Raw genomic sequence first — 23,134 nt, forward strand, 5'->3', positions numbered from 1 at the left:
AATCGTAAAGGTTTCGGTTTCACTTGCTGTTCCTGCAAAAGTCTCTTTTGCTGCTGTTACTGCTGTATAATCTCCATCGGCTATCGTTGCTGTGTTATCCGCTGTACTTACATCTACATCAAATCCGCCATCTATTGCATTGTCTAAGGTTAGTGTTATTGTGGCTGTACCATCATTTTCGTTGACCGATACATTGGCAATCGTTACTGTGGCACTATCGTCATTGGTAATCGTATACGTAGCCACACTTGATACATCAATATCGTTAGTATCTACTGAGGTAAATCCTACATTGGTCATACTCATAGTAAAAGTCTCATTCGCCTCTACTTTCGTGTCACCCAACCCTTGCAAGTTCAGTGTTTGCGTTTCGCCTGCGGTTCCTACAAAGGTTAATGTAGAACCTGCTGTTGATGAGTAATCACTATCAGCTACAGTAGCTGTTCCGTCGGTAGTAAATACATCAAATGCAAAACCTCCTTGTACGGGATTGGTTAAGGTTGCAGTAATGGTTTGTGCACCTGAATTTTCATTCGCACTTACATTGGCTATCGTTACAACGGTTGTGTCATCGTTAGTAATTGTTCCTGATCCTGTGGCATCACCAATCACTACACTTGTTCCTGTTGGATTGGATAATGTCATCGTAATCGTTTCATCGGTCTCAACCATGTTTTCTCCTGCTACAGTAACGTCAATCGTCTTACTGGTTTCTCCTACTGAGAAACTTACTGTTCCTGTTGTTGACGTATAATCACTTGCTGAAGATGCCGTCCCATCACTGGTAGCAAAATCTACAGTCGCTCCTCCTGCTGGGGCTGGGGAATCTAAATTCACTGTAAAGGTTAAGGTTGTGCTTCCTGCATCTCCTTCCGATATACTTGGATCGTTGATACTTGCTGAGATATCATCATCATTTAAAATGGTCAAGGTAGCGCCATCTGTGATATCAATATTTGCCGAAGCTACACTCGCTGGTGATTTATTACTCATACTGATACTTACAGTCTCATTCGATTCTGAGTTTACATCCGCTGTTGGAGTTACTGTAAAGGTTTCTGACTCTCCTGCGGTTCCTGCAAAGGTTAATGTTTGATTTGTTACTGATGTATAATCTGAATCTGCTGTCGTTGCGGTTCCGTCTGCTGTACTTACATCTACGTCAAATCCTCCATCTACAGCATTGTCTACAGTAACTGTAACTGTAATGGCTCCGTCATCTTCATTGCCACTTACATTTGCTATCGTTACCGTTGCACTATCGTCGTTGTTTAAGGTTAAGGTAGCTCCATCGGTAATATCTATATCTCCTCCTGCTACTGTCGCTGGTGAGAGTCCATTCATAGAAATCGTGATGGTCTCATTAGCTTCTACTTTGGTGTCTCCTCCTAAAGTAATCGTAAAGGTTTCGGTTTCACTTGCTGTTCCTGCAAAAGTCTCTGTTGCTGATGTTACTGCTGTATAATCTCCATCGGCTGTCGTTGCTGTGCCATCGGCTGTACTTACTTCTACATCAAACCCGCCATCTACTGCATTATCTAAGGTTAGTGTTATTGTGGCTGTACCATCATTTTCATTGACCGATACATTGGCAATCGTTACTGATGCACTATCATCATTGGTTATGGTTACTTGCGCTGCATCGGTAATATCGATGTCGCCTGAATCTATTGTGGCTGGTACCAAATTGCTCATCGCAATATCTATCAGCTCATCGGCTTCTACTTTGGTATCGCCTCCAATGGTGATCGTAACCGTTTCTGTTTCACTTGCTGTTCCTGTAAAAGTCTCTGTTGCTGATGTTACTGCTGTATAATCTCCATCGGCTGTCGTTGCTGTATTGTCCGCTGTGCTTACATCTACATCAAATCCGCCATCTACGGCATTGTCTAAGATTAGTGTTATTGTAGCTGTACCGTCATTTTCGTTCACTGCTACATTGGCAATCGTTACTGTGGCACTATCGTCATTGGTAATCGTTAATTGAGCTGCATCGGTGATGTCAATATCTGATGCATCTACTGTGGTAGGTACCAAGTTGCTCATCGCAATGTCTACCAGTTCATCTGCTTCTACCTTCGTATCGCCTCCTAAAGTAATCGTAAAGGTTTCGGTTTCACTTGCTGTTCCTGCAAAAGTCTCTGTTGCTGATGTTACTGCTGTATAATCTCCATCGGCTGTGGTCGCTGTATTGTCCGCTGTACTTACATCTACATCAAATCCGCCATCTATTGCATTGTCTAAGGTTAGTGTTATTGTTGCTGTACCATCATTTTCGTTCACCGCTACATTGGCGATCGTTACCGTAGCATTATCGTCATTGGTAATCGTTAATTGAGCTGCATCGGTGATGTCGATATCTGACGCATCTACTGTGGTAGGTACCAAGTTGCTCATCGCAATGTCTACCAGTTCATCTGCTTCTACTTTCGCATCGCCTCCTAAAGTAATCGTAAAGGTTTCTGTTTCACTTGCTGTTCCTGCAAAAGTCTCTGTTGCTGATGTTACTGCTGTATAATCTCCATCTGCTGTCGTTGCTGTATTGTCCGCTGTACTTACATCTACATCAAATCCGCCATCTATTGCATTGTCTAAAGTTAATGTGATCGTAGCTGTACCGTCATTTTCGTTCACTGCTACATTAGCAATCGTTACTGTGGCACTATCGTCATTGGTAATCGTTCCTGACCCTGTGGCATCCCCAATCACAACACTCGTCCCTGTTGGATTGGATAATGTCATCGTGATGGTCTCGTCTGCTTCTACTACTTCATCTCCACTGATGGTTACATCTATTGTTTTAGAAGTCTCTCCTACTGAGAAACTTACTGTTCCTGTTGTTGACGTATAATCACTTGATGAAGATGCTGTCCCATCACTGGTAGCAAAATCTACAGTCGCTCCTCCTGCTGGGGCTGGGGAATCTAAACTCACCGTAAAGGTTAAAGTAGTACTTCCTGCATCTCCTTCTGATACACTTGGGTCGTTCACAGAAATAGATGGTGCTGCACTTGTTGAGAAATTCACTAATGTTGGTGATGTCTGTAAGTTGGATACTTGATCTCTTGCCACTACATACACATCATAGTCTGTTCCAGCAGTCAATCCTGAGATACTAAAAGCGTTGGTAAAACCTCCTGAACTTACACTCGCATTGTCTGATGTTACTGCCGCTACTCCGCCATTTCCTGTCCCATTGACTACTTCTGTAGAAGTTGGTGCCGTGACCCCATCCGCTAACACTACATAGAAAATATCTCCTGCTTCATCAATATCAGTGTTTAAAGTAAATGTTGTTGTTGTAATTGATGCTGCGTTGGGAGTTGAATTCTCAAAACTAGGTGCCGTGGCATCTGCCGAAGCACTATTGGTCACCACAGAACTTTGATTGTTAACAGCATCTTCTTCATAAATAAAAAGGTGATATGTCGTAGAGGTCAGTGTCAGACCATTGAGTGCGATTGTTTGATTCGATCCTGTCACCGTAACCGCTGCATTGCCACTTGATACTACATTGGTTGAGTTTCCTGACTGATCGTTCCCTGCCAAAATCTGTGCTTGGGTTGGTGTTGATGAATTCGTAGTTATTACATAGTATAGCGTACCCGTTTCATTACTCTGATAGGTGATCTGTAAATCATTAAAGTCGGTTTGGGCTATGGCCTGATTGATCAGCGTGGGTGCTGTGGCATCTACTGCTGCACTGTTCGTGACAATAGAACTCTGATTACCTATCGCATCTTCTTCATAAATAAATAGGTGGTATGTTGTACTGGAAAGTGTTAAGCCATTGAGTGCGATTGTTTGATTCGACCCTGTCACCGTAACCGCTGCATTGCCACTTGAAACTACATTGGTTGAGTTTCCTGACTGATCGTTCCCTGCCAAAATCTGTGCTTGGGTTGGTGTTGATGAATTCGTAGTTACTACATAGTAAAGCGTACCCGTTTCATTACTCTGATAGGTGATCTGTAAGTCATTAAAGTCGGTTTGTGCTAAGGCCTGATTGATCAGCGTGGGTGCTGTGGCATCTACTGCTGCACTGTTGGTGACAACAGAACTCTGATTACCTATCGCATCTTCTTCATAAATAAATAGGTGGTATGTTGTACTGGAAAGTGTTAAGCCATTGAGTGCGATTGTTTGATTCGACCCTGTCACCGTAACGGCTGCATTGCCACTTGACACTACATTGGTTGAGTTTCCTGACTGATCGTTCCCTGCCAAAATCTGTGCTTGGGTTGGTGTTGATGAATTCGTAGTTACTACATAGTATAGCGTACCCGTTTCATTACTCTGATAGGTGATCTGTAAATCATTAAAGTCGGTTTGTGCTAAGGCCTGATTGATCAACGTAGGCCCAGTTCCATCATAAGTAAGACTTAGTGTATTAGAAGCTGTATTGCCGTTCCCTGCCCGATCAAATGCCCTAGCCGCTCCTAGGGATACTTGTACATTACCATTTCCACTTGGTGTTATATTCACTGTAAAGCTAGTACTGTCAGCAGAGGCAAAATCACTAGTTGTACCGTTCACAACCGTAACCTCATTCTCCTTCATATTCTCAGCTTCTGAGTTGAAGGTGATGGTCACAGGGATCGGATTATCATTGGTAGGGTTTGAAGAGGTAGTAGAAACCACAACCGTAGGTTGCGTTACATCTATATTAATACTTAACCCTGAGGAAGACCCACTGGCATTGGTGGCCGCATCTGTAGCCGTAGCGGTAATGGTATGTGCACCGGCAGTGAGTGTACTGGTAGTGATAGAATAGTTACCACCAGTAGCTGTACCACTACCTACTTGTCCATCAACATTTGAGAATATTTTAACGGTAGACCCTGCCTCAGCAGTTCCTTCAAAGGTAGGTGTCTGGTCGTTCGTTAGATTATCTGATGTAGCCCCCGTGGTATGTTCTTCATTACCCGAATCAGTAAACGTGGTCATATCTGGTGTACTAGGAGCTGAGGGGGCCGTAGCATCCAAAGACAAATTATTATTCGCTAGTGTTCCGGAGGATAAAAATGAACTGTTGTTATCTTGATAAACAACGGTTTTCGTAGTAGTAGACTCTTGCCAAACAAAGTTTGCCGTACCTGATTCATCTGGTATTGTAAAGCTAATTTCCGCTACATCAATGAATGTCCCTCCTGTTGGTACAGCAGTTCCTCCTCCATCAGCACCGGTGTATTCTATATTTAGAGACACCGTATTTGTTGCGGGTGAAGTGAGTGTCATTGTTGAGTAACTCCCTCCACTAAAATTGTGAATTGTTCCTAAAGCCGGGGTATTCGCTTCGGCCCCATCGTAGGTAAAAACTAGATTTGAAGAACCTAAATTCTCAGCTGTAGAGAACGAAGCTTGAACTTTCACCACCAAAGTACTTCCGTTGTTAGAAACTCTGGTGAGCCTTAGGTCATACGTCTGCGAAAGTAAAGTATTAGATAGTACTAGAAAAAATAGACTGTAGGCGATCGATGAGAATAAATTCCTCGTGATTGCGGGGCTCTTTGCTTCTTTCAAAATAAATGTGTTATGGTTCAAGTCCAGTTGAAATGCAAAATGCCTATACCTTGGTCTACATAAAATTTTAGCTGGGTGACAAAAGGGGGACAATAAGAGGTGAAGGGCAATAATTGCCTAAAACTCTTATAAAATGGGGGACTCAATGCTTTTTAAGCCTATTAAGTGTGTAAAATTCCAACACAAGCCATATTAGAATTTTACACAAATAACCTTCTAGCCTTTATGTTTTCTTCAGATACGGCAACCCGAAAAATGGTCTTAAAATCCTCACTCTTCGAATACCAAATTCATAGGTTAAAAGACAACTTATTCCTGTGAATATTATCAGTAGAAAAAACTGCAACCCTGTAGAAATATCTAGTGGAAAAATTAATAATGAACCCAAGTAGAGAAATGCCATGTGAATAATATAAACTGGGTAAACTGCTTGGCTCAAGTAACTCAATAATTTGCTTGGCTTGTTTAAATAAGTAAAGGCAATTCCAAAAACAGCGAAGATCCAAAAATTAGATTCAATCGACAAAAGATAACTTGGCGCTACAAGCTCAAGTTCTACTAGCCGATAGCTATATAACCCTAGGGCAACTAGTAGAAATAGATATTTCCATTTCTTCACGGTATCTGTAAAAGCATTACCAGCATACATAAAGGAAAAACCAAAAAAGAACGCAAGAAGTCCTATGAAAAACCCGTGGGGAGTCATAGCGTAAGTCTCAAAACTTACAGGGTTAACAATGATGGCTTCGAGAACAAAAGGAATCATTACCATTAATAGGCCAAGCGGGTTTTGAAATAGTTTAACTAGAAATTGATAGACTTTACCACCTTCATTCTTTTTCATTAAATAGAAAAAAGGCGACAGGATAAGCACATAGGCAAATAGATTTCCTAAAAACCACAAGTGCCCTGGTTGGGTAACATATGCAAATGGAATGTCATAAAAATATTGCCAGACTAAAAAATGGAGTGGCACAATAAACGCCATACCAAATAGGAAAGGCATAAGAATGCGAAGTGCTCTTTCTTTTATTAATGCCTTCCATCCTCTTTTGCGCATAGCAAAACATACACCCATTCCTGAAACGAAAAACAGGAGTGGAATCCTCCAAACATTTAGTGCCGACATTGGAACCCAGATAGACTCCATTGTTTCATTGCTTAGAATAAAGCCTATGAAGCCTCCCCAAGGCTGAAAGCCAATGGATATATGATAAATCAATAATAAACCAATTGCAATTACTCGCAACCAATCGATATCGTGTCGTCGAGTATGAACTATAGACCCTTCCATTACTGTATATGATTACTGATTAAAGTAGCTATTTCTTGACGCCCCTGAATCAATTGGTCGTAGTCCAACTTTAGGCCCAGTGGCCTTAAGTCTCTTGCAATTTGATCGTAAACCGGCTTTACCTGCTCAAAAGGTACTTGAACCGACTCTAACGCTGTGCCATTATAACTGTTCTTTGCCCCTACATTAGAGCCCTTTTTAAGTAATGCTTTTACTATTTCAACCCTTCCATAAAAAGCAGCAGTATGTAGTGCTGTCGACCCATCTGCACCTGTTGCCTCAAGGTCAGCACCTCCTTCTATAAGGGCTTGAGCAATATCAGTTTTACCAAAAGTTGCTGCAATCCCCAATGCTGTCGAGCCAAAATCGTCTCTTAAATTTAAATCCGTTCCGGCCGCGATGTGTTTCTTTACATTTTCCAAGTTGCCAAGAAAAGCTGCCTCAAAAAGAGTTTGCCGTGGTGCTTTAATTTCTTCGTTGGCGGCCTCTTTATTAATACCACATGATTGTAAGGCAAAACCTAGTATTAATAAGGCTATTGCTAGTGTGGGTTTTATTGATTTTAATACTTTGAAATTCATGTCAATTTATGTTTTGAGTTTTAAAATTCTTAATGAATCAAAGGTCAGAAATCGTGATTATGCATGATTAATAGCTATGCTTCGAATAGTATCAAACATGATCTGATGCTTTAAATTATGACTCATCAATATAAATTATGATGCAAAACATCATTTTTACTCTAAAAAAGGCAGTTTGGAATTGGCAACTATCTTGCTCTTTTTTGTAAGCATATAAATAGTATTCATCAATCGCATGCCGAACTTTTTAGATATAGAAAGCGACTTCCTAGACAAGCTGATATCAATCATCGAAGGGAACATGCAAGATGAAGACTTCGGCGTTTCGGAATTGGCTGATCATATCGGTATGAGTAGGTCGAATCTGCTCCGGAAAACTCAAAAGATTGCCGAAATATCCGTTAGCATTTTAATAAGATTAGTTCGACTTCACCATGCCCAGCAATACTTAAGAAGTGATGATTTAACGGCTTCAGAAGTTTCTTTTAAAGTTGGCTTCAATAGTGTGTCTTATTTCACTAAATGCTTTCGCGACCATTACGGATACCCTCCAGGAGAAGAGAAAATTAAGTTTGCAGAACAGAAGAAAGCGCTTGACAAACCTGAGAGCTCAAATGTTACATCAAAAAAATGGCTCTTAGCTACATTAGTCCTTTTGGCTATTATTCTACTGGCTATTTTCTTACCCAAACTGGAAGTTTCAAGCTATTCCACGCAGAAAAAGTCAATTGCTGTTCTTCCATTTAAAAATGACAGTAATGACTCTAGCAACCTGCATATCATTAATGGTCTTATGGAAGCCGTACTTTCTAACCTGCAGAAAATAGAAGACCTAAGGGTAGTCAGCAGAACTTCAGTGGAACAATATAGAGAAAGCGACAAAAGTATCACTGAAATCTCAAAAGAGCTGGGGGTCAACTATATCTTGGAAGGCAGTGGCCAAAAACTTGGTGATAAAATTTTACTTACTGTTCAACTCATCGAAGCACAGCAAGACAGCCACCTTTGGTCTGAACAGTACAATCGATTAGTAACAGATATTTTTAACCTTCAGGCTGAAGTAGCTAAAGATATTGCTGGTGAAATTAAGGTAATTGTTACGCCGGACGAAGCGGAAAGAATTGAGAGAATTCCTACCGAGAACATTCAAGCATATGAGTACTATTTGAAAGGTTATGAGCTAATGAACCTCTACGCTGATGGTTACCTCATTGAAGCCATTGAATATTTCAAAAAGGCGATTGACCTTGATCCACTCTTTGCTGAAGCTCAAGCATATACGGCCGTATGCTACTATTTCCTAGACATATTCCAAGCAAGGAAGCAACACACTGAAGAGATCAATAGTTTTGCCGATAGAGCACTTCTTGCGAGCCCAGAATTGCCGATAAGCCTTATTGCCAAAGGACTTTTTTATATGCATGATCAAAAATTCGATTTGGCTGTCGTGTACTTCGAAAAAGCACTAGAATACAACCCAAATTCATCAATGGCTACTAATTTTCTTTCGGATATCTATGCCATGTCTATCCCTAATACTAAAAAGTATTTAAAGTATGCTTTAAGGGGAAATAAGTTGAATGTGGCATTGGTTGATTCTGCTGCGATGAGCATTTCATACCTTCATCTGAGTAATGCGCTTGCTCAGGCTGGTTTCTTCCAAGAAGCTGAAGTATATGCTCAAAAATCTATTGCATTCGATGAGGACAATTTGTTTCCTCAATATCTCTACCCCTACATACAATTTGCTCAAGGAGAAAGCTTAGCTGAGACGGGAGAATCTTTAAAAGCTGTATTGAAAAAGGACACTACTCGATTAGATATAATGATTGAGGTAGCTAAGATTCATTACTGCCAAGAAGAATACGAATCGGCGGCGTTCTATTACGATGTCTTCACTGAGATGAAAGAGACCTTTGGCCTAGACATATTCGATAGTGAGGAAATAAAAATTGCTTACACTTATAAACAATTGGGTCGGCTTGAGGAGGCTAATAAACACTTGGCTGTCTACAAGGAGTTCGCAGAAAAGGACGATTCAATCTATAGAGACTTATTGCTATCGGCTTATTATGCCTATATAGGTGATAATGAGAAAGGTATCTATCACTTAAAGAGATTTCCCGAGCAAAAAGATTATTTTTATTGGTTGGTAATGATGCTTGAAGATGATCCTATAATGAAAAGAATGAAAGATCATCCTGAGTTTTTACCTACGCTAAAAGAGATCAACGACCAGTTCTGGGATAGTCATAAGAGCACTAGAATAATGTTGGAAGAAGAGGGCCTTTTATTCCCTTTACGCGAAAACTGGTAAAAGATTTAAGTAATAAACGTGCTTACAAAAAATCTTTACAGGAATGAGAAATCAACATTACAATTCACATACTTCTTTGTGCAAATTATTTTTAGTACTGATCATCACGCTTACAAGTTTCTCTTGTTCAAAAAATTACCCTGAAAAGATTCTCATCTTCTCTAAAACTGAAGGCTACCATCATAATTCAATCGCTAAAGGAGTTGCCACTATCTCTAAACTGGCAGCAGAAAACAATGTGCTGGTAGATACTACAACCGATGCTACATACTTCAACGAAAAGCAATTATCAGAATACAGTGCTGTAATATTTCTGAGCACTACTGGTGATGTCCTAGATCACTTTCAACAAGCAGACTTTGAAAGGTATATACAGTCTGGAGGTGGCTTTGTTGGCATTCATGCAGCAGCGGACACAGAATATCATTGGCCATGGTACAATGAATTAGTAGGTGCTTATTTTCTCAGTCACCCGGAACAGCAGCAAGCTACTATTAACATTTTGGATAAAGAGCATCCCGCTACCACTATGCTTCCAGATCAGTGGCAGCATTTCGATGAATGGTATAACTACAAGAGCATTGCTAAAGGACTAAATGTTTTAATGTCACTGGACGAAAACAGTTATAAGGGTGGCGAAAATGGTAAATATCACCCCATTTCGTGGTACCGATCATTTGATGGTGGAAGAATGTTCTACACAGGCCTAGGACATACCGATGAGACCTTTGAAGACTCGTTATTTAAGGATCATTTGTGGGGCGGAATCAAATACGCTATTGGGCAAAACAGCCGAAATTTAAAAACAGCAAAATCTCAAAGGGTACCTGAGGAAAATCGTTTTGTGAGAGAAGTACTTGCGTTTAACTTAAATGAGCCAATGGAACTCGACTACTTACCGGATAATAAGGTTCTCTTTATTGAAAGAGGTGGTGATTTAAAGTTATACGATTTGGAAGCAGAAGAACTTCTTGATGGTGGACACCTTAACGTGAAAAGAATTGCTGAAGATGGTCTTCTTGGACTTGCCGTTGACCCGGATTACTCTGAAAACAAGTGGATATACCTTTTCTACTCCTCAACTGAAGAAGGCAACCTACAAAAGCTTTCAAGATTCAGTTTTACCAATGACAAGCTGGATACGTCTACGGAAAAAACACTTTTAACATTCCAGTCAACACACGATTGCTGCCATTCAGGAGGGTCTTTAGAATTTGACGGTGATGGAAATCTATTTTTATCAACCGGTGACAATACTAATCCCTTTGCATCAGATGGTTTTTCTCCAAGCGATGAAGGCCCGAGTAGATCAGTTTGGGATGCACAAAAATCGAGTGCAAATACCAATGACTTACGAGGTAAAATATTACGTATTAAACCAGAAAAAGATGGTACATATTCAATTCCAAGTGGCAACCTCTTTGAAGACAATGATCCCAAAACTCGGCCTGAAATTTATGCAATGGGTCTTCGGAACCCTTTTAGAATATCGGTAGATAAAAAGAGTGGTATTCTCTATTGGGGAGATGTTGGTCCGGATGCCGGAAGTGACGGTGAAAATAGAGGACCTAAAGGTCATGATGAAATTAATCAAGCTAAAAACCCGGGTAATTGGGGGTGGCCTTATACGAGGGGTAACAATAAGCCATATTGGGACTTCGACTTCGAGAAGAAAGAATCCATCGCTCCTTTCAATCCAAACCTGTTGGTAAATAACTCGCCAAATAACACCGGAATTCAGAATTTACCTCCGGCGCAAGAATCGTTTATCTGGTACCCATATGGTCCATCGCCAGAATTTCCATGGGTAGGCGAAGGAGGCAGAACGGCTATGGCCGGTCCTGTTTTCAACTTGGATGAATACTCAAACCCTGGATTTCCAAATTATTTTGATGGCAAATTATTGGTCTATGAGTGGATGAGAGATTGGATTTACTTAATTACCATGGACGAAAACCATGACTATGAAAAAGCCGAACCATTTTTAAGTAAGGAAGAGTTTCACAACCCAATGGACATGGTTTTTGGGAAAGACGGCAACTTATATATTCTTGAATATGGGGAAAGTTGGAATACTAGAAACTTAGATGCTCAACTAAACAAGATTACTTTTGTGGCAGGCAATCGCCAACCAACTGCCTTAATCGGTGCTGATAAAACTGTAGGTGCTGCTCCTTTGACCGTTCAGTTTTCTGGTGAAAGTTCTGAAGATTTAGAAGGAGAACCTCTGAAGTATAAATGGAAATTTGGAAATGGCTTAGGAGAAAGTAATTCAATGAATCCGGGATTCACTTTTGAAAGCGCCGGCAACTATGAAGTCACGCTTATAGTAACCGATGCCGAAGGGCTAGAAAGTGAGGATAATATTAAAGTGATTGTTGGAAATGCTCCTCCTGAAATAGAGGTTGAATTTGACTCGAAGAACAAATTCTATAATATAAATGACCCTCTTTCTTATAGTGTCAATGTTTTAGACCAGGAAGATGGTAGCACAAAAGCTGGATCAATAGCAGCCGAGAATGTAACGGTTACCCTTGATTTCATTCCAAATATCAAGGAACAAAAGATAACCGAAATAGGTCATCAGGTTGAAATTGTTTCAAACGGTAAATCTTTAATAGATAATTCTGATTGCCGTGCTTGTCACGCCATTGACAAGAAGGTTAATGGCCCTTCTTATTTAGAAATAGCTAAAAAGTACAACTCAGATCACAAGGAGTATTTGATGAACAAAATAAAGAATGGAGGTTCTGGTGTTTGGGGAGAAACGCCGATGGCTGCACATCCTCAATTAAATGAAGAGGCTCTTTCAGCTATAGTTGATTATATACTTCTTTTGGAAGAGGAAAAAGAAAAGCTTCCAATAAGTGGTAAACTAAATTTCGATCAGCATAAATCAAATAATTTCGATGGTGCCTATGTTCTAACAGCTACCTATAATGACAACGGAAATGGTGCTGTATCATCACTATCATCCACTGCACAATTCATTCTTAAAGCATCTAAGCTTGAAGCAGAAAAGGCAGACGAAATGCATCCGGGAAATACCATTTGGCAAGCGCTCGGATCAAAAGTCGTAGGCAACATTAAGAACGGGCATTACCTTAAGTTTAATGATGTAATTCTCAATGGACTTACTTCTATAACTTTCAGAGGAATCTATAATGATGGTTACCATTATGAAGGGGAGCTAGAAATAAGAATGGAAAGAGAAAACGGGTTGCTGATTGGAGCGGCTCAAGTAGATGTTAATGAGTTAAAAGAACAGTCTTTGCGAGACACACGTATATCGATTAATCCTCAAGTGGGTAATTCTGATCTTTACTTAATCTTCAAGAATGAAGTAAATGTTGAGCGCTTTATTACGAATGCAGCTTACTTGGTATTTAATTATAAAACTAGAGATTAAGAATTAAGGAGCTTAAAGAATAATTATATTTTTACCTTTGGAACAAAGACTGGAAATCCGGTCTTTGCTCCATGACAATAGCATACTGGCTGGCGAAGTCATAACCATTGTCTAGCTGTACTCTAAGCAGAACCTGCATAAGAGTACAGCTTCAGGTAATCTTTGAATGTTGTTGAAGAGGAGTTCAAACTAGGACCGGGTACAGTGTTAGTACCACCTGAACCAAAACTTACCGTATTATCATTTGAGCCAAAATCACGTCTTGATTTTGTAAAATTAAATGAAATAGTAACAGTACTATTCACTGATTCCCAGTCGCTAGTATCTTCTCTTTTGTTGTGTGTGTTAATCACAATTTTTTTGTTCTGAACATTATCTTCTACTTTTAATGACTCGGTGGGGGTCAGGATAATGTTGGGTTTAGCAACAGTATCGGTGACAGTACCACCTGAACCAAAACTTACCGTAACATCATTTGAGACAAAATCACGTCTTGATTTTGTTGAATAAAATGACAGAGTATAAGCACTGTTCACCGAAGCTGGTTTGCTAAAATTTATTTCCTTTTGTTTTTTGATGACTGATTTCCGAGCAACGAAATTTGTTGTATTGCATGTGTTTAATCGAGTGGAAAAAGATCGGTTTTGATAAGCTTGTATAATCGTATGGTTCATTGAAAACAAATCATTCATAGGACCCGACAAGTAAGAAGTCAGAACAACCGATTTCTTATTTGAAGCAACAGCAAACTGGCTGGCGAAGTCAAAACCACTGCCCACCTTACTTATTCCCACAAGTGGGGCCAAGTCGAGTGCCAGGTTTCCTATGAATGAAGATTGAATAGAATTTTGTTTAGTAAAATCACTGGCACTGGTCTCTACGTAAGCACCGTTCGAGCCGATATTCACCATAATATCATCCTTGATATCAAAATCACATCTTGACTTTGACAAGTTAAGAGGCTTGGAAAACGAGTCAGCCGCGGAGTCCAAATTGCCAGTGATTATTTCATTGTCGTATAGAGGGGTATTGTTATAGAATTGACTAGTATAACAAGTTGCTAACGCAAGCAGTGTAAAGACCAATTGGCTTTTCGAAATCTCAGCCTGCGTGGAAGAAAAGAGAAGTGCGCTTATGAGAATTAAGATTACGCACAGTTGCAAATAGAACCCTTGATTTAGAATTGCTCTTTTAATAGAACTATAATTTCTAAGGTTGTTCTCTAATCCGAAAGGTCTGTCTGTATAGAACATTAACTTGCTTTTCATTAAGCCTTTGTGACTTACTGAAAGCAAGGTGATTCAACTCATAATTATTTTAGTGTGATAATGGTTTTAGAAGTACAGATTTGTGTCCAATACACAAATCCGAACCTTATTTCACGTAGATAACACGCATTTTGGGTGGTTCAAACTCCTTATTTAAATATGTAAGCGTGTAATTTCTTAAAGAGAGAGAAGAATCTAGTTCGAGTTTATCACTGATTAACTGAATTTTATCTGAACAGAAATTGAGACTTTCATTGTAGAATTCTGCTAGGGCACAAGAATCGGAGAAGGTGACAAGAGCACCACAGAACAACACTTCGTCTTTAGACAAACCCGTATGCGAATTCCAAAATTCATCTAGCCCGCCATTAAGAATAAAGTTAAACTCACAAGCCAACTGGGTTTGATTAAATTTTTCAATCAAAGAATCTACAGACTTGATCTGTTCGAGTAAAATAGTTCTAGAAGGATGTTTTTCCTCTGTATTGAGCGGTTGCAGTCCCGATAACTTGAATTTTAAATGAATAAGCTCAACAATTGCTTGCTCAATAAATATTTGTTCTAATATGCCCCCTAATCTCTTTTCCAACAGAGTTTTATCTAAGTAAATAACTAGACGGATCATGTTAGTCCTATATCACTGACTATTTAAATGAACCTAGTTGGATAATACACACACACCTAAATGGAATGATCCGTCTTTACAATAACAAACCGAATTAACCACATGGCTAGAACGAGGAAGGGTTCGCTGATCAGGGTATTTCAAGGCAGGATAGAGCCCATAAATTACCCTAAGCTCAATACAAATAAACAAAAGGTTGAATGGCCTTAAGTTCGAATTAGTCTAAACAAGTACTAAAAATTTACTTGTTACAAAATTTGTACTCTTAAGATGCTTCTTGTGCTATGGACTTAAGGTATTCTTTCGGGGTGCATCCAACAAATTCTTTGAAGGATGAGAAAAAAGTAGATTTTGAGTTAAATCCTGCTTCATAACCTATCCCAGCAATATTCAGATGTGTATGATCACCATTGTCAAGAATTTGCTTCACTTTATCAATCCTTATTCTTGATAGATACTTACTGAAATTGGTTTTCTCTCTAGTATTGATTACAAATGATAGTTTTCTACTTGGTATACCAATTTGACTTGACAATTGATTCATGGACAAGTCTGGATTAGTCAGGCCATCTTCGGAAACAAGAAGCTGGTGAATTTTATCATATACAGCATCAATTTCCAATTGATCTATTTCAGCACCTTTACTATCTGCTAATTTCAACTCAATTAGATTCAGTTTTAGTGTGATTTTATGCAAATCACCCATTACAAGATAATGTAGATCACCGTCCATTAAATCTTTCAACTGAGAGAGTTTGGATAAGTAGTTCTTCTCATCTTCTATTCCCGGCTTTAACCATTTATCTATTTGTGCTTGATCTATCGCTGTTCCTTTAAACTCTAGCGCTACCTGTAGGCCTTCATTGGAGGCTACTTGAAGTTTCAGTTTTTTGTTTAATAGTTCTTGATGCAAGCCATGTTGCAGTAGAGAAGTAAGGCTCATTTCAATCAAGCTTCGATCTGCCAAGAAAACGAGACCTTTCGCCATATCAATATCTAGATCTACTTGATGCAACTTTAAACTACTCTGCATTTGGCTTTCGATATTGTTGAGTGTATCAGAGATAGCAACGCGTCGTATATCGATTTTATGGTTACCCAAAATAGAATTCAAGGCAATCAAATTATTCAAGGCCAATTCTTCATCGTCAACTAAGTCAGATATTCTACTGAGATACTTTTCTTGCTCATTGTTCAGTTTACCTAGTTCTGGGATAAAACTTTTTAATCCTTTGATGCCATTAAAGGTCTTGCTTAAATGAATGGACAAACCATCTAAGAGTTGTTGATTTGCAGACTGGTTCGTTTGTAGTTCTGCAATGGTATCTCCTAATTCTGAATTTGTAAACTGAAGCTCTGCTCCTTCTTTTTCAACTACCTGAAGGAGCGTAAGGTTCTTTTTATGCAAGGCCTTGAGCCTTAACACAAAAAAGCCAATTATAGCTATGCTAGCGGCAATAATGACAATTATTAGCTGTTGCCTTTTGATTAATTGTGATTTAACTAATTGCTCGGATTCTAAACTTGCATTTAGTGCCTTTTGCGACTCTAGTTCTAGCTGAACTTCAGACTGACTTAATAGATATTTGGTTCTTTCTGCGGTTTTGTCCTCGATAATCTTTTGTATTTGGTTTATATGATCAGCTGCCTCCGCTACCATACCTTTGTTGGTATAAGAACTAATCAGTAGTTTGTGAACATCTATTACAAACCTAAAACTCATACGATCCTGCTTTAAAACCTGTTCTCCAAGCTCTATCGATTTACTATAATCCTTTCTTTTATTAGCAATGAGCGCCAAATAATATCTTGCTCTTTCTTTATCGAACTGTGCTTGTTTAAACTCATTGGCTATAGAGATGGCTTCTTTAAACAGCTCTTCAGCAACCTTATCTTGTGACCTTTCTAGCCTTAGTCTTCCTTTAATTACTTTTAAATGAACCCTATGATCTGGCCGGGTAAATTTGAGCAACAGCAAATCTTGCTTTACAATTTCTTGCTCTAATTCTTTAATTAGGAGCCTTTTTTCGTCAATATTCGTTGTTAATTCATATACGTCGAAAAGAGCCGTTAAGAGCTGACTATTAGCTTCACCTACTAATGGGTGCTCAATAAATTGATTTACCGCTACCGCAATGGATTCCCTAGCTGTTTCTAAGGCCCTTTGATATTCACCATTTTCGCTATAAATTAAACTTAACCTACGATATTGATCTACCAAGCGTAATTCTGCCCCTTTTTTTCCTTTCAATAGGTTAATCGATTTAATTGAATAAAAGGCAGCAGAATCATATTGATTGGTATATGTATAAAGCTGATTCATTGTAGAATAAAACACACTAGAGTATTTGGACTTATCTCCACTGTACCTTCTTACCACTCCTTTCATTTGTTCACCTATTCTTCCAGCTTCCACAAGGTTTGCATAGCGCATCTCATTAAATGCGCTAAACATATAGTGAACAAGCAGAGTGAACATACTTTTTACGTTGTCCACATCAACTTTTGAATTCAAGACTATCGCACTGTCCAGCTTACCTGAATTCCATAGAAGTTCCGTCATCGCCACGTGGGCTAATGCTGCTATATCGGGAGGTAATTCTTGGGAATTCAATAAATCATTGTATCGCGGTGCATACATTTCTGGTTCTTCAGTAGCAGACGTTTTAAGAAGTCTGAGATATTGAATAAAAAGTAAATCGTCTTTGTTCTCTATATATTGCGAGGCACTATCTAAGAATTCATTGTTATTTCTTGAAGCGCTAATTGGCACTTGCCGCAATAAATATTGACCGAATAAATCCTTGTTTACAGACGTAACTTCTGCCTTCGACCAATATTCTTCTTCTTTGGATTTATAAAAATTTAACTTTAAGGTGTCTTGTGTTTCTTTATAGAGTTCTCCTAAATGACCGATTATGGTAGCCTCTACTAGACTGCCCTCTTTTATTCCATCTAACTTCCCTTCCAGAAGGTCAATGTATTCATCATATTCAATTCCTACTCTTATTAGATAATTCTTAAAAAAGGATTCCGGCAGCTCTTGTGCCTCCAATTGGTCATGAGGTAATACGGCTAAAAAAATAAAAACAACAGAAAGGAATAAGCGATAATAAAAGGGTTTATGACATCCTGATTCGCTAGAAAACAAAGGTTCGACTAATAACATGGTTAAGGTTTTTTAATAGTTCTCACTATCGATTTACTTCTACTATTAGACGTTCAAGAGGTCGAATAGCTTTGTAATTTTCTCATGGATGGAAACCATAAAAATTTAATTTACATTATATGCAGCCCGTCCCCAAGCAAACTTGATAATTTTATATTTTTTTGTCAGTATTATAATAATTTAAATCCTAAGGACAGAGGCTCTAAAATAGAGATAACAAACACTGAAATAATTTATATCATTCTTGGAGAGATTGTTCGATTAAAGCATTAACCGATAATATGCATTCAAGTGGATGGTTTTCCTTTAAATATAGTACGGATCGATGATCTTGAAACGGTCTAGTGAATCATTATTGGAAACAGATATTTATACCTTCAATAAGTATTCTAGTGAAGTTTTACCCCAAATTGGAAAGACCAATGCTCACTGCTTTCCAGCACCTTTAAACCAGCTCCTGTATTCAGAGCATCTATACTACATGTCATAGGTTCTATGGCGATAGTTTTGTCGTCAGCGGCGGTATAAATTTGTACAAATGGTAGCTCACTATCTTGCCAAACTTTCAATGTCATACCATCTTGGAAACGAAGGTTTGTAGCATTTTTTCTTTCGGTATTATACTCGAAACAAGTATCAAGGCTTAAAAGATCTACAATACAACCATTGTCGAGGGTCTTATACGGTGTCGATTTACCAGTCGGTAATAGATTTTTATCGACTACAATTCTAGAGACATCTTTCAGCTGCAATATTGCTTGATCTGCACCTTCTAACATGTTAAAATACGGATGCCAACCAAAACCACACGGCATTGAAGATATTCCTGTGTTTTCGATAGTTGCTTCAATAATCAACTCGCTAACTTCTAATTTGTATTTAATAATTAGTCGAAAAGGAAATGGATAGTATGACCGTCCACCATCATATTCATATTGAAGTATTAACGCCTGATTTTCTTGACTAAGAATTTGAAACGGCTTGTCACTTATAAAACCATGGAGTGCATTAGGCCTTCCAAAATCGTTTAGCGGAAATTTATAGGTTGTGCCTTCAAAAATGAACTTACCCTGTGCTAGTCTATTCGGAAATGGAAATAGCAATGAAGATTCATAATGATAGCCTGCTTTTGGACTAATAAGAACCTTGCGCTTTCCATTTTTAGAAAGAGTGAGGTGAGAAATAGCAGCACCTTTGGTAAGGTCTATTTCTAAGCTTTGATTTTTAGAACTTAATAACAATGTACTAGTCGATTAACGCTAAATTACGAAATTGTAAGTAGCTACATTTATTTCATTAAGTACTATATGTATTGATTGATGATATTCTCGAAAAGCTCTTGCTTTCCACTGCTTTGAGTGGGTTCACCATTCCCATATGCCAAGTTAGATAAATCAGCTAAACTTAAGCTCCCTTTTTCAAAAGCTTTACCATTATCACTATCGAAAGAAGCATAGCGACTTTTGATCAATGTATTGTATTTACTCTCATTCAAGATTTTATCCGCTATTTCCAAAGCCCTGGCAAATACATCCATTCCCCCAATATGGGCTAAAAAGATATCTTCTAAATCGGTAGAATTTCGTCTTGTCTTTGCATCGAAATTTATACCACCACCTTGCAAACCTCCTGATTTTAGAAAAACCATCATGGCTTGGGTGACTTCGTTTATGTTGTTTGGAAACTGATCCGTATCCCATCCATTCTGATAATCCCCTCTGTTAGCATCCATGCTTCCAAGCAAACCGGCATTTGCTGCTACTTGCATCTCATGCTCAAAAGTGTGCTGTGCAAGTGTAGCATGGTTTACCTCTAGATTTAACTTAAAATCATCCATTAAATCATATGCTCTTAGGAAACCTATTACGGTTGCTGCATCGAAGTCATATTGGTGTTTAGAAGGTTCGGCAGGTTTCGGTTCAATCAAGAAATTCCCTTTAAATCCTTGACTTCTCGCATAATCTTTAGCCATATGAAGGAACTGGGCTAAATGGTCAATTTCGGCTTTCATATCTGTATTTAACAAAGACATATAGCCTTCTCTTCCTCCCCAGAATACATAGTTTTCTCCACCCAGTTTAATGGTTGTATCAAGAGCGTTTTTCACTTGTGCACCTGCATATGCTACCACATCAAAATCGGGATTTGTGGCAGCACCATTCATATATCTTGGGTTAGAAAACAAGTTGGCGGTTCCCCAAAGTACTTTAACGCCTGACGCTTGTTGCTTCTCTAAGGCATAATCCGAAATTATATCTAATCTACGTTCAGATTCAGCCAGAGAATCGCCTTCATCGATGAGATCGAAGTCATGAAAGCAGTAATATGGAATTCCCATTTTTGTAATGAATTCAAAGCCTGCATCCATTTTATCTTTAGCCTTTTGAACCACATCTTTCGAAGCATCCCAAGGGAATATTTTTGTTCCTGGGCCAAAGGGATCTCCTCCTGTGCCACATAAGGTGTGCCACCAAGCTACAGCAAATCGAAAATGATCTTTCATTGCCTTTCCTGCTACTACCTTGTCGGGGTTATAAAACTTATAGGCGAAAGGGTTATCAGATTTGCAGCCTTCAAAATTGATGGTGCCTATCCCCTTAAAAAATTCTTGATCTCCTTTTAAAAAACTCATCTTTTATGCTTTCAATTGCTTTTCTAATCTTCTACTCCAAATTTCGAAGCCCTTTTGGTAATGCTGGCTGTTTCCATCGGGTTCAATAGTGTTTACTAAATTTTGTTTACTCATAGCCTCATCCATTGAACGAATGAAACCAGCACCTACTCCCGATGCTTTTGCTGCACCATATGCTCCTGTGGTATTATAAACTTCAATATTACAGTTGAGTAGCGTGGCAATAGTTTTAGAAAAAACCTTTGATTGAAAAAGGTTATCGTTACCGACCTTCATGGTTTTTAATGGTATTCTCATAGACTCCATTATTCTTGCTCCATAAACAAAAGCAAAAGCTATTCCCTCTATGGTAGCTCTAAAAACATGTGATTGATGATGTCGGTTTAAGTCTATTCCTAGTAAATGAGAACCTACAGTTTTGTTCTCGAAAATTCGCTCGGCTCCATTGCCAAACGGAAGAAAACTCAGTCCTTCTGCTCCAATTTCTATATTCTCAATTTGCTGCTCAATCTGACCGTAAGTCAATTCTTTACCCAACATTTTACGCACCCAGCTATATTGAATACCAGCGCCGTTGATGCAAAGTAAAATGCCTATTGAATCCTTTTCTTGTGTGTAATTAACATGCGCAAATCCATTGACGCGTGACTTCAAGTCGTAAGTCGGTTGGTCCGTCACGCCATAAATGACCCCAGAGGTACCGCCAGTAGCTGCTAATTCACCAGGCTTTAATACGTTTAGTGCCATGGCATTATTGGGTTGATCCCCTGCCCGATAGGCTATCGGAATACCGGCTTTTAAGCCTAAAGTGCTCGCAGTAAGATCAGACAATCTACCCTGATGACCAATTCCTTCCACAATATCAGGTATCATTTGGCTATCAATTCCTAAGTATTCTAATAGTTCTTGGGATATGCTTTTGTTCTTAAAATCCCAAAATATACCTTCCGATAACCCACCAATTGTTGTGGTAATTTCCCCTGTTAACTTCATGGCTATGTAGTCTCCAGGAAGCATGAATTTGAATACTTTTTTATAGATTTCTGGCTCATTTTTCTTCATCCAGCCAAGTTTGGAAGCTGTAAAATTACCCGGCGAATTCAATAGGTGATTCAAACAAAACTCATTGCCTAAGTACTCGTTCGCTTCATTTCCAATGTCCACAGCCCTACTATCGCACCAAATAATTGAAGGTCTTAGTACGTTCTGATCTTCGTCAACAAGAACTAAACCATGCATTTGGTAGGCAATACCTATAGAAACAATCAATGCTCCGTCTACACCCGTTTTAGTTAATAATAGATCGGTGGCATGAACTAAGTTTTTCCACCAATCTTCGGGATCCTGTTCGGCCCAACCTTCGTTTTCTGAGTGAATAGGCTGTTCATGTTCTGGATACTTTACAACGGCTACTTCCTCCAGTGAATCAGCGTTTACCAATGCTGCTTTTATCGAAGAAGACCCTATATCGTATCCTAAAAAATACATTAATGAAATATAACGATTAGCGGATATTAATCATCGCGCCTAGCCCTAGATTATGACCACCAAGGCAATGGTAATTCTAAATCGGCGATGGAATCAATTACCATATCTGGCTTAAAAGGAAAATCATTCAACTGGTCTCTTTTTGACATTCCAGATAGGGTTAAGATGGTATTATAACCAACCTGAACGCCACCTTGTATATCGGTTGCCAGCGTATCACCAATCACCGTTACTTCTGCAGTAGTAAGATTAATATGTTTTCTAGCCAGGCGCATCATTACTGGGCTTGGTTTACCTACTGAAAACGCTTTTTTACCCGTAGCTGATTCTATCATGGCCACAACTGCCGCTATGCCTAAATTATTCCATCCTAATTTGCGTGGTGAAGGGTCGAGGTTTGTAGCAATAAACTTTGCCCCGGACAAAATGAAATCTATGGCCTTTTTCACCATTTCGAGCGTAAAGTTTATACCCTCTCCTACGACTACAAAATCAGGATCATTTTGAACAAGGGTAATTCCATTTTCATGTAAACTCGAAATCAGCCCACCTTCTCCTAGCACATATGCAGTACCTTTTGGATACTGTTGGCTCATAAAATGCGCTGTAGCCATTGCCGAGGTATACACGTTTTCTTCTCCTACCTCAATGCCCATTTTTGACAATTTTCTCACTGCGTCGAGCGGAGAACGTTGACTATTGTTGGTCATGAATGTGAATGGAATATTCTCTTTTTGAAGTGTCTTAATAAATTTATCTGCTCCACGTATTAACTGGTTTTCAACATAAATAACACCGTCTTGATCAATCAGAAATCCTTTAGCCATA

At 38.9% G+C, this 23,134-nt stretch carries 12 protein-coding genes; 2 read left to right on the plus strand and 10 right to left on the minus strand.

The genetic code is table 11. The annotated features are described in order from the left end of the window. From JXQ92_RS18630 to JXQ92_RS18640, 3 genes are all read right to left on the minus strand, one after another. Window positions 1-5,523 (minus strand): beta strand repeat-containing protein (locus tag JXQ92_RS18630; protein WP_421988158.1); only part of this gene is annotated, 5,523 nt, incomplete at its 3' end. A 223-nt stretch (window positions 5,524-5,746) separates the two neighbouring features. Next, window positions 5,747-6,817 carry an acyltransferase family protein gene (locus JXQ92_RS18635; protein ID WP_421988159.1) on the minus strand — a complete coding sequence of 357 codons (1,071 nt, stop codon included), beginning with the start codon at window positions 6,815-6,817 and terminating at the stop codon, window positions 5,747-5,749. Beyond that, on the minus strand, window positions 6,817-7,398 hold the full coding sequence (locus tag JXQ92_RS18640; RefSeq protein WP_421988160.1) for an ankyrin repeat domain-containing protein: 582 nt from the start codon (window positions 7,396-7,398) through the stop codon (window positions 6,817-6,819). The genes JXQ92_RS18635 and JXQ92_RS18640 overlap by 1 nt, the downstream gene beginning before the upstream one ends. 235 nt (window positions 7,399-7,633) lie before the next feature. On the opposite strand from JXQ92_RS18640, the gene JXQ92_RS18645 reads away from it, so the two are divergent. After that, on the plus strand, window positions 7,634-9,715 hold the full coding sequence (locus tag JXQ92_RS18645; protein ID WP_421988161.1) for a helix-turn-helix domain-containing protein: 2,082 nt from the start codon (window positions 7,634-7,636) through the stop codon (window positions 9,713-9,715). A gap of 43 nt (window positions 9,716-9,758) precedes the next feature. After that, complete coding sequence (locus JXQ92_RS18650; protein ID WP_421988162.1) at window positions 9,759-13,124, plus strand: ThuA domain-containing protein; 3,366 nt, start codon at window positions 9,759-9,761, stop codon at window positions 13,122-13,124. Between the two features lie 122 nt (window positions 13,125-13,246). Here the strand turns inward: JXQ92_RS18650 and JXQ92_RS18655 are convergent, their stop codons facing one another. The 7 genes from JXQ92_RS18655 to JXQ92_RS18685 all read right to left on the minus strand — a co-directional run bounded on the left by JXQ92_RS18655 (window position 13,247) and on the right by JXQ92_RS18685 (window position 23,133). Beyond that, window positions 13,247-14,392: a hypothetical protein gene (locus JXQ92_RS18655; protein ID WP_421988163.1), complete on the minus strand. Its 1,146-nt coding sequence runs from the start codon at window positions 14,390-14,392 to the stop codon at window positions 13,247-13,249. A gap of 106 nt (window positions 14,393-14,498) precedes the next feature. Next, the gene (locus tag JXQ92_RS18660; protein ID WP_421988164.1) at window positions 14,499-14,981 is read right to left on the minus strand and encodes a hypothetical protein; all 483 of its coding nucleotides are present in this window, start codon (window positions 14,979-14,981) and stop codon (window positions 14,499-14,501) included. A gap of 301 nt (window positions 14,982-15,282) precedes the next feature. Then, complete coding sequence (locus tag JXQ92_RS18665; protein WP_421988165.1) at window positions 15,283-18,186, minus strand: helix-turn-helix domain-containing protein; 2,904 nt, start codon at window positions 18,184-18,186, stop codon at window positions 15,283-15,285. A 389-nt stretch (window positions 18,187-18,575) separates the two neighbouring features. Next, entirely contained in the window at window positions 18,576-19,427 is an 852-nt protein-coding gene (locus JXQ92_RS18670; RefSeq protein WP_421988166.1) for an aldose 1-epimerase, read from the minus strand. 62 nt (window positions 19,428-19,489) lie between these two features. Further along, on the minus strand, window positions 19,490-20,818 hold the full coding sequence (gene xylA / locus JXQ92_RS18675) for a xylose isomerase (RefSeq protein WP_421988167.1): 1,329 nt from the start codon (window positions 20,816-20,818) through the stop codon (window positions 19,490-19,492). Window positions 20,819-20,821: 3 nt separating this feature from the next. Next, on the minus strand, window positions 20,822-22,306 hold the full coding sequence (locus tag JXQ92_RS18680; RefSeq protein WP_421988168.1) for a xylulokinase: 1,485 nt from the start codon (window positions 22,304-22,306) through the stop codon (window positions 20,822-20,824). A 50-nt stretch (window positions 22,307-22,356) separates the two neighbouring features. Then, the gene (locus JXQ92_RS18685; RefSeq protein ID WP_421988169.1) at window positions 22,357-23,133 is read right to left on the minus strand and encodes an HAD-IIA family hydrolase; all 777 of its coding nucleotides are present in this window, start codon (window positions 23,131-23,133) and stop codon (window positions 22,357-22,359) included. Window position 23,134 lies beyond the last annotated feature (1 nt).

The sequence above is a fragment of the Roseivirga sp. genome (assembly GCF_049099775.1).
Classification (GTDB): Bacteria; Bacteroidota; Bacteroidia; order Cytophagales; family Cyclobacteriaceae; genus Roseivirga.